Annotated in this window: 14 protein-coding genes and 5 tRNA genes; 10 read left to right on the forward strand and 9 right to left on the reverse strand. The window is 40.5% G+C overall.

All coding sequences use genetic code 11. From position 1 onward, the window contains the following. Positions 1 to 11 precede the first annotated feature (11 nt). The 10 genes from yihA (at position 12) to CS931_RS01280 (ending at position 4,470) form a co-directional block, all read left to right on the forward strand. Positions 12 to 593 carry a ribosome biogenesis GTP-binding protein YihA/YsxC gene (yihA, locus tag CS931_RS01235; RefSeq protein WP_099203944.1) on the forward strand — a complete coding sequence of 194 codons (582 nt, stop codon included), beginning with the start codon at positions 12 to 14 and terminating at the stop codon, positions 591 to 593. 30 nt (positions 594 to 623) lie between these two features. Next, positions 624 to 1,916 (forward strand): diaminopimelate decarboxylase, encoded by a 1,293-nt coding sequence (gene lysA, locus CS931_RS01240; protein ID WP_099203945.1) that lies wholly within the window; start codon positions 624 to 626, stop codon positions 1,914 to 1,916. Positions 1,917 to 1,937: 21 nt separating this feature from the next. Beyond that, a complete protein-coding gene (locus CS931_RS01245) occupies positions 1,938 to 2,243 on the forward strand; it encodes a YerC/YecD family TrpR-related protein (RefSeq protein ID WP_099203946.1) in 306 nt (101 codons plus the stop codon). Continuing rightward, positions 2,240 to 2,983 carry a class I SAM-dependent DNA methyltransferase gene (locus CS931_RS01250; RefSeq protein WP_099203947.1) on the forward strand — a complete coding sequence of 248 codons (744 nt, stop codon included), beginning with the start codon at positions 2,240 to 2,242 and terminating at the stop codon, positions 2,981 to 2,983. Before CS931_RS01245 ends, CS931_RS01250 begins: the two co-directional genes overlap by 4 nt. Before the next feature lie 3 nt (positions 2,984 to 2,986). Next, positions 2,987 to 3,895 (forward strand): Hsp33 family molecular chaperone HslO, encoded by a 909-nt coding sequence (gene hslO / locus CS931_RS01255; RefSeq protein WP_099203948.1) that lies wholly within the window; start codon positions 2,987 to 2,989, stop codon positions 3,893 to 3,895. Positions 3,896 to 3,972: 77 nt separating this feature from the next. Beyond that, positions 3,973 to 4,049: transfer RNA gene (locus tag CS931_RS01260), tRNA-Val, on the forward strand. Between the two features lie 52 nt (positions 4,050 to 4,101). Beyond that, a tRNA-Asp gene (locus CS931_RS01265) sits at positions 4,102 to 4,178 on the forward strand. A gap of 5 nt (positions 4,179 to 4,183) precedes the next feature. Beyond that, positions 4,184 to 4,259: transfer RNA gene (locus CS931_RS01270), tRNA-Phe, on the forward strand. A 5-nt stretch (positions 4,260 to 4,264) separates the two neighbouring features. Then, positions 4,265 to 4,340: transfer RNA gene (locus CS931_RS01275), tRNA-Gly, on the forward strand. A 56-nt stretch (positions 4,341 to 4,396) separates the two neighbouring features. Next, positions 4,397 to 4,470: transfer RNA gene (locus tag CS931_RS01280), tRNA-Cys, on the forward strand. Between the two features lie 704 nt (positions 4,471 to 5,174). Here the strand turns inward: CS931_RS01280 and CS931_RS01285 are convergent. The 9 genes from CS931_RS01285 to CS931_RS01330 all read right to left on the reverse strand — a co-directional run bounded on the left by CS931_RS01285 (position 5,175) and on the right by CS931_RS01330 (position 14,865). Then, positions 5,175 to 6,134 carry a tyrosine-type recombinase/integrase gene (locus tag CS931_RS01285; protein WP_159459711.1) on the reverse strand — a complete coding sequence of 320 codons (960 nt, stop codon included), beginning with the start codon at positions 6,132 to 6,134 and terminating at the stop codon, positions 5,175 to 5,177. A 240-nt stretch (positions 6,135 to 6,374) separates the two neighbouring features. Further along, positions 6,375 to 6,653: a DUF6431 domain-containing protein gene (locus tag CS931_RS12550; RefSeq protein WP_143826216.1), complete on the reverse strand. Its 279-nt coding sequence runs from the start codon at positions 6,651 to 6,653 to the stop codon at positions 6,375 to 6,377. A 177-nt stretch (positions 6,654 to 6,830) separates the two neighbouring features. Then, the gene (locus tag CS931_RS01290; RefSeq protein WP_099203950.1) at positions 6,831 to 7,631 is read right to left on the reverse strand and encodes a helix-turn-helix domain-containing protein; all 801 of its coding nucleotides are present in this window, start codon (positions 7,629 to 7,631) and stop codon (positions 6,831 to 6,833) included. A 483-nt stretch (positions 7,632 to 8,114) separates the two neighbouring features. Then, the gene (locus CS931_RS13025; protein WP_099203952.1) at positions 8,115 to 9,272 is read right to left on the reverse strand and encodes a BclA C-terminal domain-containing protein; all 1,158 of its coding nucleotides are present in this window, start codon (positions 9,270 to 9,272) and stop codon (positions 8,115 to 8,117) included. A gap of 745 nt (positions 9,273 to 10,017) precedes the next feature. Continuing rightward, a complete protein-coding gene (locus CS931_RS01310) occupies positions 10,018 to 11,817 on the reverse strand; it encodes a type IV secretory system conjugative DNA transfer family protein (RefSeq protein WP_099203954.1) in 1,800 nt (599 codons plus the stop codon). A 9-nt stretch (positions 11,818 to 11,826) separates the two neighbouring features. Further along, positions 11,827 to 12,966 (reverse strand): ImmA/IrrE family metallo-endopeptidase, encoded by a 1,140-nt coding sequence (locus CS931_RS01315; protein ID WP_159459712.1) that lies wholly within the window; start codon positions 12,964 to 12,966, stop codon positions 11,827 to 11,829. A 100-nt stretch (positions 12,967 to 13,066) separates the two neighbouring features. Further along, positions 13,067 to 13,642, reverse strand: coding sequence for a hypothetical protein (locus CS931_RS01320; RefSeq protein ID WP_099203956.1), 576 nt, complete (start codon positions 13,640 to 13,642; stop codon positions 13,067 to 13,069). Between the two features lie 6 nt (positions 13,643 to 13,648). Then, on the reverse strand, positions 13,649 to 13,909 hold the full coding sequence (locus CS931_RS01325) for a hypothetical protein (RefSeq protein WP_099203957.1): 261 nt from the start codon (positions 13,907 to 13,909) through the stop codon (positions 13,649 to 13,651). Continuing rightward, positions 13,906 to 14,865: a DUF3991 and TOPRIM domain-containing protein gene (locus CS931_RS01330; RefSeq protein ID WP_099203958.1), complete on the reverse strand. Its 960-nt coding sequence runs from the start codon at positions 14,863 to 14,865 to the stop codon at positions 13,906 to 13,908. The genes CS931_RS01325 and CS931_RS01330 overlap by 4 nt, the downstream gene beginning before the upstream one ends. Between the last annotated feature and the right edge of the window lie 10 nt (positions 14,866 to 14,875).

Consider the following 14,875-nt stretch of genomic DNA (forward strand, 5'->3'; position numbering starts at 1 on the left):
ATGAGAGAAAAATGAATTTTCAAGAAGTATCGTTTGAATTTGCAGCAGGTATGACCGCACAGCTGCCAACATCAGATATGCCGGAAATTGTTTTTTCAGGTAAATCCAATGTGGGTAAATCTTCGTTGATTAATAAACTAATCAACCGCAAAGCTTTGGCAAGAGTAAGTACAACACCAGGCAAGACAGCGACCATTAACTCATACCTGTTACAAGATTGTCGTTTGATTGACTTGCCGGGTTATGGTTATGCCAAAGTATCACAGTCAGAAAAACAAAAATGGGCCAAACTGGTAGAAGGTTATTTTGCCCAAAAGCGTAATATTCATCTGGTGATTCAATTGCTTGATATGCGGCATAAGCCAACAGCAGATGATATTGATATGATTAACTTTTTGATTCAAACTGATTTGCCCTTTATTGTGGCTTGCACAAAGGCAGATAAGTTGAATAAATCACAAACAGAGGCGCAGAAGAAAATGTTTGAAGAGCTTTTTACTGAACATGAAATTTCTTTTTATCCATTTTCTGCCACCAAAGCCATTGGGGTAGAAGAGTTAAGAGAAGTGATTGAAAAAGCAATTCATGCGTGATACAATGTAAGAAATGAAGGGGGAAACAGGATGTTTATTGATTCTTTATCAGTAGGGGAGAACGGCCATTTATATATCAGCGGTTGTGATACAGTTGAGCTTGCTAAGGAATATGGCACACCGCTTTACGTCATGAGCGAAGATAAAGTTCGGGAGGTCTGCCGCAGATACGTAGACTCTTTTAAAGTGAATTACCAAGGTAATGGACTTCCCATTTACGCCAGTAAGGCGTTCAGTTGTAAAGAGATTTATAAAATCGTTGTTGATGAAGGTTTAGATGTAGAAGTTGTGTCTGGTGGAGAGCTTTACACGGCGCTACAGGCAGGTGTTTCACCAGCACACATTCATTTTCAGGGAAATAATAAATCTTATCAAGAGATTGAAATGGCAATTGACAACAAAGTGGCCGATATCGTGATTGATAATCTTTCTGAGCTTGCCAGAGTCCAGGAGATTTCTAAGGATAGAGATGTTGTTACCTCGGTTTCCATTCGTGTAAAGCCAGGAATTGATGCCCATACGCACGACTTAATTCGTACCGGTCAGATTGATTCTAAATTTGGAGTAGCACTTGAAAATGGTGATGCTTTCAGTATGGTCGAAAAAATCACCAATCTTTCTCATGTAACTTTAACAGGGTTGCATTGCCACATTGGCTCACAGATTCATGAAATTGAGCCGTTTGTATTGGCTGCAAAAGTCATGTTGGATTTTTATGCGGATATCTATCAAAAATTAGATGTCACGTTAAAAACATTGAATTTGGGCGGCGGATTTGGCATAAAATATACGCAAGACGATAATACCATTCCATACGAAGATTATATGAAAGCTGTCTCTAAGGCGGTTCATGCCAAATGTGAACAACATAGTCTAGTGATTCCTAAAATCATGATTGAACCGGGGCGTTCTGTTGTGGGCGAAGCTGGTATAACGCTTTACACCGTTGGCGATGTGAAGGAAATTCCTGAGGTTCGTAATTATGTTGCTATCGATGGCGGTATGTTCGAAAACCCAAGATATTCACTCTATAAAGCTGAATACACTTTTGTTGTAGCAAATCGTGCAGGCGAATCGGCTGACTATATAGCTTCTATTGCTGGAAAGTGTTGTGAAACGGATTTGCTTCAGGAACATACTAAGATTCAAAAACCGCACAATGGAGAGATTTTAGCTTCATTATCAACGGGTGCTTATAATTTTGCGATGGCATCCAACTACAATCGTAATCCTCGTCCGGCTGTTGTGGTAGTCACCAATGGAGAATCAAGGCTCGCAGTGCGCAGAGAAACGTATGAAGACATCATGGCAAGAGATTTATAATACTCGCTAAGGAGAATGAATATGAATTTGAAACATGATGATGAGAATATTGCTTTGCTATTTGAGGCCGTTCTGTCATTAAAAGATGTAGAGGAATGTTATCGCTTTTTTGATGATATTTGTACTATTCCTGAACTAAAAGCGATTTCTCAACGTTTAGCAGTAGCTAAAATGTTGAACGAAAAGAGCGTTTACAGTGAAATTGTAAGTAAAACAGGGGCTTCTACGGCAACCATCAGCCGTGTGAATCGTTCCTTAAATTATGGCAGTGAAGGCTATAGCCTTGTCATTGACCGCTTAAAAAGCAAAGAAGATGACCAGTCATGAGTTATTCTCAATTTGCATTTTACTATGATGATTTGACCCAAAATGTGGACTACCCTGCGCGTGCTCGCTACTTTCTAAATCTTTTAGAAAAAGTGGGGCATGAACCTGGGTTGACGCTTGATTTGGCATGTGGAACAGGTAGTTTGACCCTTGCGCTTGCAGTACTGAATGTAGATGTATTTGGTGTCGATATCTCGCCAGAAATGTTGATGCAAGCAAAAGACAAAGCGTATGATGTGGGTAAAGACATTTTATTTTTGCAGCAACCTATGCAGAACTTGGATTTGTATGGCACAGTGGATACGGTAATTTGTGCGCTTGATAGTATTAATCATCTTAAAAATAGCGAGCAGGTAAAAAAGACGTTTTCTAGGGTTCATTTGTTTTTAAATAAGGACGGATGTTTTGTTTTTGATGTAAACACACCGTACAAGCATAGGAATATCTTGGCAAACAATACGTTTGTATATGATGTACCGTCTGTGTATTGTGTTTGGCAAAATTTCTTAAAACAAGATGATTCAGTTGAGATAAGTCTGGATTTTTTTGAAAAGCAGGGGACAAGCTATATACGTAGCAGCGAACACTTTTTTGAGCAGACCTACGAAGTGCAAGAGATAAAAGATATGCTGCAAGAGGCAGGATTTAAAAACATAGCAGTCTATGATGAGTTATCTTTTGAAGAACCAAGAGATAATAGCCAAAGGCTTGTTTTTGTGTGTCAAAAAACGGAGGAATAAGAAATGGATAAGGTAATTCGTTGCATTACTTCTGATGGTGCCTTTATGGCAATTGGAATTGATGCAAGTGATTTAGTATATACAGCGCAGAATTTGCATAACCTTAATAAAACAACAGCGGCTGCTTTTGGCAGATTATTAAGCGCATCTTCTATGATGGGAACATTGTTGAAAAACGATAAAGCGTCTCTCACGGTTAAAATAGATGGGGGCGGCCCAATTGGTACAATGCTGGTTAAAGCAGATTCACACGGTAATGTGCGCGGTTTTGTTGATCACCCAGAGGTGGATTTTCCGATTCGAGAATCTGACGGTAAGATAGATGTCGGCGCTGCTGTTGGTAAAAATGGACGTTTAGCTGTTTTGCGTGATCAGGGTTCAGGAGAGCCTTATGTAGGGCAAGTGGAGCTGGTTAGCGGCGAAATTGGTGAAGATATCACAGCTTATTATGCATATAGCGAGCAAGTGCCCTCTGTGTGCGCTGTAGGAGTATTAACCGACAAGGAAGATGATAAGGTTATCTTAGCCGGAGGACTGCTTATACAAGTGCTTCCAGGGGCGTATGACAGCGAAATTCAAAAGCTTGAAGAAAATATAGCGAAGCTTGAGCCTGTGACTACAATGCTTGCTAAAGGTTTTGATGCCTTTGCAATGTGCAAAGCAGCATTAGAGGGTTTTGAAGTTGAAAAGTTAGATGAATTTGCTGTGAATTATGTTTGTAACTGCAGTAAGGAGAAATTCTCTGAAATGCTTTTGACAATTGGCAGTGATGACATTCGTGACCTGCCTTTAGTGGCTGACGGTAGAGCAGAAGCCATTTGTGAGTACTGCAATAAGAAGTACCACTTCACAAAAGAGGAGCTAGAAGCACTGGCTTTAGAGGCAGAAGAAAGAGTTTTAAAGAAAAAATAAAAAACTTTTGAAAAAAGCTTGACATTTTATAGCAAATCAGGTATGATATTAAACGTCGCTGATGGACAGAAACTTACGGGGGCATAGCTCAGCTGGTTAGAGCACCTGCCTTACAAGCAGGGGGTCATAGGTTCGAGTCCTATTGTCCCCACCAATTTCTTTCTTGAAAGTGGAATAAAAAAAGAATAGAAATAAAAAACAAATTTGGCCCGGTAGTTCAGCTGGTTAGAACGCTAGCCTGTCACGCTAGAGGTCGACGGTTCGATCCCGTTCCGGGTCGCCAAATTTGCCTCTGTAGCTCAGTCGGTAGAGCAAAGGACTGAAAATCCTTGTGTCGTTGGTTCGATTCCGACCGGAGGCACCAATTAAGCGGGCGTAGCTCATCTGGTAGAGCGCCACCTTGCCAAGGTGGAGGTAGCGAGTTCGAGCCTCGTCGCCCGCTCCAGAAGTAAAAAGACGTCTTCGAGAAGAAATATTTTGAAGTCGTCTTTTCTTCAAAATGGCGCTATAGCCAAGTGGTAAGGCATGGGTCTGCAAAACCCTGATCCCCAGTTCAAATCTGGGTGGCGCCTCCAAATGTTTAGAGTTCTGGAGGGGAAGCAGTTGATTCTGTTTCCCCTCCGCAACTTTAAAATTAATAAGGAGCCAAGATAAACTCAGCTCCTCGAAGTTTTAAGTTATGCTAGTTCCCTTTCGTGGCACCGTTCCTACAGTCATTTCGATTCTCTGCGTATTTCCCAACAATCTTTTTGGTTTGCTCGAGAATCTCTGTCATCGCAAAGCCGATTGTTAGGTATCATACTCACCAGGGGATTTAGTTTTCAAGGAACACCAGCAGAAAAGAAGCTTGACCAATTGTCAGACCTCTTGACTGCACGATAATTGAAAGTTGTCGCTTCCAATTATCGGATTTATTTCAAACGCTTCGTAAGAGCGTTGAAAACAAAGAAGTAAGGACTCCTAGATGTTTCCATCTAAAAGTCCTTGAGTATTTATTCAAAGTGTGATATAATCCACACCAAGAACGCTTCAACAAGTCTTTATGATAGATGGTTCGACATCTGTTGTAAGGGCGCAAGCCGATATGAGTTTCCTAGACTTATATCGGCTGTTGAGGTTTCTATTTATTATTACCTCGAAAGTTATAATATAGAAAATATAACACCTTGTCTATAGTTTGTCAAGTAAAGAATCAAAAAGACCCAAGTTTGGGTCTTTTTTTTGTTTGGCTTTTATGGTTAAAGCAAGTCGAAAAAATATGAATAGGCTAATCTTTCATTTAAAATTTACCTTTTGATAGTAATTGCATTTGATTTATCTTATGTTCTCTATCAATATTTACATAGGTTTTTAAGGTAAAAGATACACTTTTATGACCAAGAATGTCGGAAACTGTTTTAGCATCAGCACCACTTTCAATTAGACGAGTAGCACAGGTGTGCCTGAGCATATGTGGAGATACATGGCGAATACCTGCCATTTTGGAGGCTTTAGAGCAAATATGACGCAAATGATATTTACTGATTGGCTCATCATCTTTTGTGAAAATATAACTCGAATGTGTTTTTGCCTGCTCCCTTTGAAATTTAAGAAAAGTGAGGATAGCACTTGTTTCCGGAATAAGAGGAACTTCACGAATTCCATTTTTTGTTTTGCTTTCCCTAATATTTAAAACACCATTTTTATTGTCCCAATCACTCCAAGTCAGCGTTAAAAATTCACTTCGCCTCAGTCCTGTATAAAGTAAAAATCTAAGAATAAAATCGTCGATAGCAGGTAATTCAAGAAGAATATCTTCTAATTTTTTCTGTTCTTGGCTTGAAAGACCTTCAATAATTTTCTCTGATGCGTTTTTTGGTACAATAGAAGATTTTATTGGATTTTCTTGGCATAGTTTATTTTCTATAGCGCAGCGATAGCATTTATTGAATAATAATTTGATATGTCGCACCGTGGATTTGGCATATTTCTCTCCCAAAGAATTGAGAATCATCTGAAATGTAATAGGGGAAAAGTCCGATAAAAGGATATTATTAACTTCTGGGTATTCCACTAAAAGTCGTCTATAGGCATCTTTATAGATTAATATAGTGCTATCTTTTAAATCGACATGAGAGTAAATTTGAAACCAAATTGGCATCCATTCGCCAATAGTATATTCTTTTTTTGTGTTAATTACAAAAATTTCTGGTAACGCAATTTTTTCTTTTTTCTCTAGGCTGACTGCGGTTTGATTCATCTTCAATTTCACCATTCCTTTGTTATTTATTTTCTAAGCGGAATTATAACACTGAATATTTGGAAAGGAAAGGCAAAGTGGGTGTGTAAAGTGAATTATTTTCTCTACAATCTGGAGAACATGGGAAATCCAGTGAGAATCGGGGCTGAAAAGGCTGTATCTCTCTGTCAAGGTTAGGATCCAAGCAAAAAAGGTTTTCCATCGCCAGGTGGTGGTATTATCAGCAGGACAATCCTCACATTAATGGATTAGCTCAGATTCAATTACATCAGCGGCATAATGCTTGTAAGGCACAATGCAATCCGGCAGCTCTGTGTGAATTCTGGCACAACTTTGGCACTTAAATCTTCTAAGGCGGTAGAAGGTGACTTCTCCTGCAGCGTTAATTACTCGCCTGTGTCTGCTATCACGAACACGTAGTTTCCCACCGCAGCTGGAGCAGGAAGAATGCTCTTTGCTTTGTATACGCAGAAATCCGTCAGTACAGGAAATGACTCTATAATTCTGTAGGATAATCATAGTGTGCAACTCCTTACGAGTGAATATATTTTACATAACTCTAGTTTATCAATTAATAATTTCTATTTCAACAAAAAGCGACATAATGCAACAAGAGTAAAGTAAGCTTAAGGCAGTAGCAATAAGCTTAGCGTTGAATTCTAAGAGTAAGAGAAAGAAGCGAATCGGCAGAGCGAATCAATTCAGATAACGGCAAATTCTGTGATGAATCTTACGTCGAAGCAAAATTATTTTGTGTTTATAGGCAGAGACATTCTTAGTTACTAGATAGCTAAACTTTCTTTTTACCTTACTGTTAATAAGTTTAAACTTGGAGATAGTTCTAGGTGTGTCAGCTGTGATAAGGGGGAGGGTGTCAAAGAAATAAGAAAAAACTTGAATGAAAGCAGCCATGTGCAGCAACTTGATTTTAGCCGGCAGTTTAACGGATAGGAAATGATAGCCTTGACCGTTATTCTCCTTAAAATCAGGTCTACAGGCGATGTATCCCATTGATTGAAGTTTGCGTATGTAACGGCTGACAGTTGATAGGCTAATATTACAAGCAGCGGCAATCTCCCTACGACTCACACAATAACCTTTATGGCCACACTTTGCCTGTAAATAGAGATAAATCTTGTAAGCCATACCGCTAAGCTTGACATGACCTGAAACCTTAATTTTAGGCGTAGCTGTCCCTTGGTGATGTGTTTTATCTAAAGGAGTAGTTTCTTTAGGAAGATGGATGATGTACTCATTACTCATTTGTCGGCCGCAGCGTTCAGCACGTTCTTTGACGGTGACAAAACCGGCCTTGACCAGTTCTCTAATGGCTCGATGATAAGTCGATCGGCTAAAGCCACATTGAGCTATAATTTTGGGGATTCTCCAGAAGCTGGAGTGCGTAAGGTTGTTTGCTTTTTCCATCAGGAATTTTAGCAAGGTGGCTGCTCTTGGAGAACACTGCAGCACAGCGGTAGAAGTATTGTGATAGGTCATTTCTTTTTTCCTCCTTGATTGATCATAGGCATAAAAAAAGAGAACCGAAGTGAATCGGTTCTCAAAAGAAAAGAAGCAGAGATTAAATCATTGCTCCTTTTTAGTGGTATTTAGTTTTGATGTGCAGTATAAATATTATGGAATCTTTATACTTTATCTTACCTATTACGGTATTCGTACGTCATAAGGATATAGTTTTATGTGCTAGTATTTTCATAGTTTTAGCAGTTTTGAGGGATAAATATTTCTTGCGGAATGCACTTTTTTATAGTTCTTAATATTAGTAATACTTCTGTATTTAAAATTGATCCTGTCGATTTTTTAATTCTAATGAGTCAAATCTTAATTTTTTATAAAAGAGCCGATATGATTCAACTAAATAGCAGAGAGTGCACGAAAAATAGTTTTTATTTTCGTGCGCTACTCTTTACTGTTCTTAATAGAAATTTTCGATTGCTACAATTTCCGGTATTCAATATTAAACTAATCTAACTTAATAACCGAGAGACTAGCACTGGTTCCGGCAATCAGCGAATAAGAAGTTGTAGATGTGGAAAAAACTGTCATATCTAGCACGTCTCCTGCTGCAAGAGTGGCGATGCTGCTTCCTATATAGTTGCTTTGCTGATTCGCACTAACCTCAATATTCATCATAGTACTAATAATTCCAGTGCCACTGTTAAGACGTACAGCATAAGCTAATGAACCGCTGGCAGAAATTGTTCCACTGGCAAAATAATTAATTTGATACGTTCCCGCTTCTGCCACCGTCATGCTATTTGCAGGTGTAAAAGTGACATTATTGGAAGGACCAGTGGCGCTAAAAGGAATCTGAACAGGTAATCCGTCGCTTAAGTCTAGGGTATTGTTGATTTCATTATACATTGTGGCAAATCCATTAACTCCATTAGCAGGACCTGTAGCACCTTGTGGTCCAGTTGAGCCGTCTGTTCCGGCAGGACCTGTAGCACCTTGTGGTCCAGTTGAACCGTCCGTTCCGGCAGGACCTGTAGCACCTTGTGGTCCAGTTGAACCGTCCGTTCCGGCAGGACCTGTAGCACCTTGTGGTCCAGTTGAGCCGTCCGTTCCGGCAGGGCCGGTAACTCCGGTAGGACCTGTAGCACCGTCTGCTCCAGTAGGACCTGTAGCTCCGTCTGCTCCAGTAGGACCGGTAGCACCGTCTGCTCCGGTAGGCCCTGTAGGACCGGTAGCTCCATCTGCTCCAGTAGGGCCTGTAGTGCCTTGTGGTCCAGTTGCACCGTCTGCTCCGGCAGGGCCGGTAACTCCAGTAGGACCAGTAGCTCCATCTGCTCCGGTAGAGCCAGTAGGACCGGTTGCACCGCTAATGTTTGGAGCTTCAATGCTTACAATTGCAGAACCCTGCGTGACGATAATATCAAGTGTGTTAGAATTAAAATACAAGCCTTCGCCATATCCAAGTTGTGCAGTTCCTGTGGTACCGACGACGTCAAACAAAAAGGCACCCGGAGAAAGTTGTCCAGTAGCCCCAGTAGAACCAGTTGGTCCAGTAGAACCGGTTGGTCCTGGAATGAGTATTGGGTAAGAGCAGGGGCAGGGGGATTGTGGTGGACGACAATTTGAACCGTTTATCCCACCATCTCCGCGATGGTATATATTCATAATAAGATCTCCATTCTGGGAATTTAAAATGCACCTGAGGGTACAGTCTATCCTATGACATAATGTTCATTGAGGTTATAAATTCCGGAGCAGTCCTAACAAAAAATTATTATATTTTGTCTTAAGCGGAAGAGCATCGTTCTTGTTTCCAATAAAACCTTTATATATCTTTGTCCTAAGGTCATGCTTGCATATTCATAAGTAACTGCAAGAAGAAAAATTAAATAATGCTGTTTCAGAATTTCTCTATGGTTGGTACAACCAAATTTGATTTCACTCATTCAATGCCTATCGATGCCTTTTAAGGTAAAATATGAGTCAAATTAACTCGTACAGTTGTGTTACAAAAAATGCTTAACTATTACACATCTACGACAGACGAGCAAAATCATAAATTATATAGATTATTTTTAAGAATGTTATCGTTGAAATAAATCATTAATAAATGGTTAAATTTTTTATATAAAACCCATTTTTTTGAAGCCGTGCAATACATATTTTCATATACACTTTACTCACTCTTTCAGTAAAGACGTATGTCAAATATAGGCAGAAATGCTGTTTTTTCAGTATGAAAATCAAAATACATCCATACTATATACTTAACTTTTAGGAGATATTTGTCAGATTTACCATATAAACAGAAAGTGTGATAAAGATAGAAGCAGCAGTAAAGAGAAATATTCTCTAAACCGCTGTTTCTTCTTTATGTAGGTAAGTCTGTACTTTCTTTTATGGAATAGATTCAATAAGCCGCCATATCAGGTTCAGGCACTTCCATCATTTCAATGGAAGCAGCTCTGCCGTCATCTTCCTCGTAGAGTTCATCCGGTGCAATAAAGTCGACTCCGTATTTGTCTATGATAGCAGTCTTTAAGCTTTTGCAGTTGCCATAATGGATTTCTTTCGGATCATGTCGGCTCATGGTAAAAGGCTTGTCGTAGCGTAGTTTCCATTTTGTCCAGTGTGGCATTTTGGAAATGAAAGGATGAGAAGAGCCGTGTTGAACTACCCAGCTGAACTGCGGCAACTGCTTGAGTTCGTCAGCAGTCATGAGCGGCCGTGAAATCATGCTGATGTTTTTAGAGCTGCCGGAGCTTTTGGCATTGGAAGAATTGGACACGCTGCCCCCTGATACGGTTTGATTGCCTAAATGTTTGGAAAAGAATTCAGCATCGTCCGATAGGGGAGCGAAGCCTCCGAAAATAACAGACTTGCAGCAGCTCATCACACTCTTGGCTCCGTTTTGTCCGTAGGTATCATGCAGCTGGAAGACAGACTGTACAATCGGTACTAAAAACATATTGCGGCTTCTGCCGGCAGCCGTCATATCCTGAAAGTTCTCCTGTTTGGGAAAGATACCAAATTCATCTTCAAAGAAGTACAATCTTCGGTCAAGAAAATGATTGGTGGTGTATTCGTCTGCATAAGCAATGACGGCATTGTACATCTGCTGAATCATTAGGGAAACAAGTACGTGCTTGGTTTTGTCTTCTTCCGGAAAAACAAGGAAGATAGCGACCTTTTCACTGCAAAGCTGATTAATGGTTACAGCAGGGTCAAAGCAAAGAATTTGTTCTGATTCGCTGTCGATGAGGGAGAGTAGACGGCTCATGGCGGTGGTGATAACACTGGCCGCAGAAGCTCCGCCGGAATTCAGAGCAGAACCGGAGAGCCACCTGGCTTTGTGTTCTGCAGGAAGATGTTCCATGATGTCCTGGGCAGCGGTTTTCTTTTTCTTCTCCGTGCTGCCTTCTGCAGGGGCGAGCATTTCCAGAATCATCTTAAAGACCGTCACAATATGCCGTTCCTTTGGCTGACAAAATTCAGCGACAAGTAAACAAACAGCAGCAATCAGACCTTCAGCAGCATCATAGAAGAAGGCATTCTGACCACCTTCTTTGAATCCTCCGGAATGAATGACAGCAGAAGCAATGATTTTAGCGTGTTTCTCTGCTAAGGCAAGGGAGCGCAAATCCTTGTTTTTCTTGTATTGGTCAAAGTAGGTGTTGACCAGGTGCAGCATATTGTTAGACTGTGATTCAAGGGGATTCCGAAAGTCAATGACAAAGATGGTGTAGCCGTAATCTTCAGCAGCAATACGGCCATACCACTGCAGTAAATCCCCCTTGCTGTCCGTCGTAACAAAGGAATTCCCTGAAGCCAATGTGTATTCGATGTTGGGGCAGAGAATGCCGGTGGTTTTACCTCCACCCGGGCCAGCTACAATCAGAATGTGATGATCGGCACTGTTGATCAAAGCTTTACCGGGAGAGGGCATAGAATAAATGAATCCCTCGTGAATGGGGAGATTCTTTCCGTTTCGCCACTTTTTAGGCTCGAATCTGACACATCGGTGTGACTTTTGGATTTCCAGTTTGGTGGCAAGACGGGCAGCTCCATGCTGCCCGTCCCCAACTGTTTTTTTCTTGATTTTATTAATGTTGTAGCTTTTGGTGTATTCCATGTAGAAAACGAAAGCAAGCAGAGCCAGCCCCATCAGAAGTAAGGGCAAAAATCGAGGTAAAAGTTCATAGCTTGGCATAATGTCCTCCTAATGCATTTGTTGTGTCATGCTAAAATCAGCACTCATGTGTTGCTGATTTTCCATAACCGGCTGTAAATGCTGTTCCAGTTCGGGCAGATAGTCGTTGAATCTTTGGCTGACTTCTTTCAGTAAGCTGTCGGCCGTAAAGCCTTTCACATCTTTGCAAGCTTCAAAGTGGTCTTTGAAGTGATCCATGCGTGTTTCAGTTAAATCCAAACCTAAGTAGGATTGCAGACAAATTGCAAAAGCATCAGCCTGACATTCATGGACAGAAGCAGGAAGATGGTACATCTTGTCATGCTGTAAAAGAGCGTGTCCGGCTTCGTGACAGAGGGTAGAGAGTTTTTCGGTATCATTAAGCAAATGATTGATTTCAATCCGACTGATTTCGGGAAGATACCGTCCACGCAGAGTGGCAGAGGCAAAGTCAGCTTCTTGCACATCAATTTGTTTTTCCTGCAGATAGCCTTTCATAGCATGGTAAGCCTGTTCATGTTTTTGTGAGGAGATTCCCATGGTGATGAGTTCAGGGTATCGTTCTTTGGGGAAGTTGGTTTGTGCAATGTCAAAAACATGGCCAATGACATAGGTGTTTTTCTTGACAGTTTGAATCTGACCGGATTGAATGGCCTGTTTTTCTTGTGGGTTAGCCTGTGACAGCTTCTTGTATTTTTCCGAACCAACGGGCTTAAATAAAGTCAGCTGTGCCGGCACAAGTACTTTCATACCCTTTTGTCCTTTCAACACATGGCAGCCAAGTTCTTTCCATTTCTGATAGCTGCCGGCAAAGGTGGTGCCGGGATTCTGGTTTTCCATGAGCATGGTGTTGCGCAGAGAATAGTTATAAAAATTGTGCTTTGACCTGAAATGCAAAAAATCCGCAATCTTCTGCGGATTCTTCTCATATGAGGTCAATATTTCACTGGACTTTTCCAATGCTTTTTTGACCGTGAACTGTTCTTTGATTTCCTTTCGGATTTCGCCATGTTCTTTTAGCATATCTTTGGCCTTGAGGTATCTCTTGTCAGCGTTCGCCATTTCAATCTTTTTGGGTTCGGAACCGGTGGAATCTGGTTGAATGAAAGAAGTCGAAACATTCTTTTCTTCTTCTAAAGATTTTTCTATTTGTTTTTCTGTGGGATTCATAATCAATTTCCTTTCTGTTTTTAAAAGTAAGCAAAAGAAAAAACTCCTTTTTACGGGAGTTCTTTGGGAATAGCAATATTGTGTTAAAATTATTAGATAGTTACCAAGTTGAAGCAATAATATTTCCGTTATCATCATAGTAGATATACCGTTTTACAGAAGGTTCACCGCCATCTTTATAAGGGTCGTATCCTCCATTTCCCCCGTCTACCATAATTTTTACTTGCTTTCCTCTAACAAGAGGATTTACGTAATCATAATACTCGACGTAGACTTGTAAAAAACTATTTACGTAAGCTACCATTGTTTTTCCGTCTTTTTCAACCACATGTTCAGGGTTATAGGCAAAAACAGAAACAAAAAATCCGAATAGTAGAGATAGTATTAAAAAGACGGAAAGAATAAAAGTGCCTATTCCAGATAAAATGCGTAAGAGCCATTTGATATTTTTGTCGGCAGCCAAGTGAAAAGAAAAATTTATAATTTGTAGTGTCAGTAAAAAAGCTAAAATAACTGTGATGACAACAAAAGGGATAAAAACGGTGTGCCGGAAAACTAAATTGTTCATATCCAATATGAATGTTGTGAGATGATAGATAAGCAGCAAAATTGCCAGAACGGCGATATTTAAGAGAATTCTTTTTTTGGAACCTAAGTTTTTAATTTTTTCAATCACTATCAATCACTCCAAAAACTTAATAGCCAACTCTTCCGCTCTGGAATCAGCCTGCACCGGAATGGCTTCATCGGCATCGATGACGGCGCCGATGTCAAATAAATCGTCAGGCTCATTTTCAGAGCGTTTTAGAAAATAGAGTTCGTCCTGTTCATCTTTAAAGAACAAGTATAACTCTTTTTCTCCCATAAAGAAAGCCGGGTGTGTGATGGGTTTTAAATCTGTGCAGTTCTCCAGCTCATAGGCGGTGGGTTCCAGTGTACTCATAATAAATTCATCCTTTCTTTTTTCAAATCTTCATTCCAGTCTTTTGTAGACGGGGTTAATATTTTGGTTTCATAGTTCATGGTTTGTAGGTTGTGAGCATGCTTTTTGGCAAACTCTTGGCCGTGGTTGTGCGGTGTGCCATCCGGTAGTTTTCCATCTATATCGTTGTCTGTGCAGAAAACAACCTGTTTAATATTAACGTGGGATTCTAAAACCTGATAGACAGGGTTGATATGTAGGCCGCCAATGGCAATGTAATTCTGTTTGAGAAGTTCTTGGTTTCGATTTAAACACATGAAGCTCATCAAGTCAATAGCTGCTTCAAAAACATAGCATGTTTCACCTCCTCCGAAATAGCCAAATGGATAGTTTAAATTTGAACCTGTCACGCACCGTTTGTACGGTGGGGCAAAGGTATTGGTTCCTTTCTTGTGTGCACTTCGAGGGATTTTCTTTTCATCAAAGCCAACAAAGACAGCATTCTTTCGAATATCTTCATAGAGAGAACCGTTCTCAAAGAAAATGCTGAGAATGTCATCATCCAAATCACGGGTTTTGCTGAGATAGGCATAAACATGTTTGTACGTGTCTGCCTTTTCCGGCAATACAAAATTTTGAGCTGAAGCAGTGTTCGTTTTTGGTTTGGCAGATTGGCTGGCCGGAGAGCCTTTTCTCTCCGGCAGAGAGGGGATATTCTCCCCGGTAAGAGCTGCGACAGCATCCACAAAATGCATAGAGAAGAAATGCTGAAGGAATGAAACAGCAGCACCGCCTTTCTGTGTGCTGTTCTGATACCATTTGTAGCCCTGTATGCGAACAGAATCATGTTTTTTCCAAACAAAACATTTTCCCTCACGGATAACCGTTTCGCCATGCTGTCTTAAGTATTCGGCAATGTCAGCGTGCTGCGCTCGGTTGATTTGTTCATCAGATAGCGTAATATATCGTCTTGCCATATGTGACCTC

It is taken from the genome of Scatolibacter rhodanostii, assembly GCF_900197595.1.
Taxonomy (GTDB): Bacteria; Bacillota; Clostridia; order Oscillospirales; family Acutalibacteraceae; genus Scatolibacter; species Scatolibacter rhodanostii.

Coding starts and splice junctions, on each gene's coding strand:
- CS931_RS01330 (WP_099203958.1), bottom strand. CDS start 14,865: ATGGCAAGACGATATATTACGCTATCTGATGAACAAATCAACCGAGCG.
- yihA (WP_099203944.1), top strand. CDS start 12: ATGAATTTTCAAGAAGTATCGTTTGAATTTGCAGCAGGTATGACCGCA.
- CS931_RS01250 (WP_099203947.1), top strand. CDS start 2,240: ATGAGTTATTCTCAATTTGCATTTTACTATGATGATTTGACCCAAAAT.
- CS931_RS12550 (WP_143826216.1), bottom strand. CDS start 6,653: ATGATTATCCTACAGAATTATAGAGTCATTTCCTGTACTGACGGATTT.
- CS931_RS01315 (WP_159459712.1), bottom strand. CDS start 12,966: ATGAATCCCACAGAAAAACAAATAGAAAAATCTTTAGAAGAAGAAAAG.
- lysA (WP_099203945.1), top strand. CDS start 624: ATGTTTATTGATTCTTTATCAGTAGGGGAGAACGGCCATTTATATATC.
- CS931_RS01325 (WP_099203957.1), bottom strand. CDS start 13,909: ATGAGTACACTGGAACCCACCGCCTATGAGCTGGAGAACTGCACAGAT.
- CS931_RS01290 (WP_099203950.1), bottom strand. CDS start 7,631: ATGACCTATCACAATACTTCTACCGCTGTGCTGCAGTGTTCTCCAAGA.
- CS931_RS13025 (WP_099203952.1), bottom strand. CDS start 9,272: ATGAATATATACCATCGCGGAGATGGTGGGATAAACGGTTCAAATTGT.
- CS931_RS01285 (WP_159459711.1), bottom strand. CDS start 6,134: ATGAATCAAACCGCAGTCAGCCTAGAGAAAAAAGAAAAAATTGCGTTA.
- hslO (WP_099203948.1), top strand. CDS start 2,987: ATGGATAAGGTAATTCGTTGCATTACTTCTGATGGTGCCTTTATGGCA.
- CS931_RS01245 (WP_099203946.1), top strand. CDS start 1,938: ATGAATTTGAAACATGATGATGAGAATATTGCTTTGCTATTTGAGGCC.
- CS931_RS01310 (WP_099203954.1), bottom strand. CDS start 11,817: ATGCCAAGCTATGAACTTTTACCTCGATTTTTGCCCTTACTTCTGATG.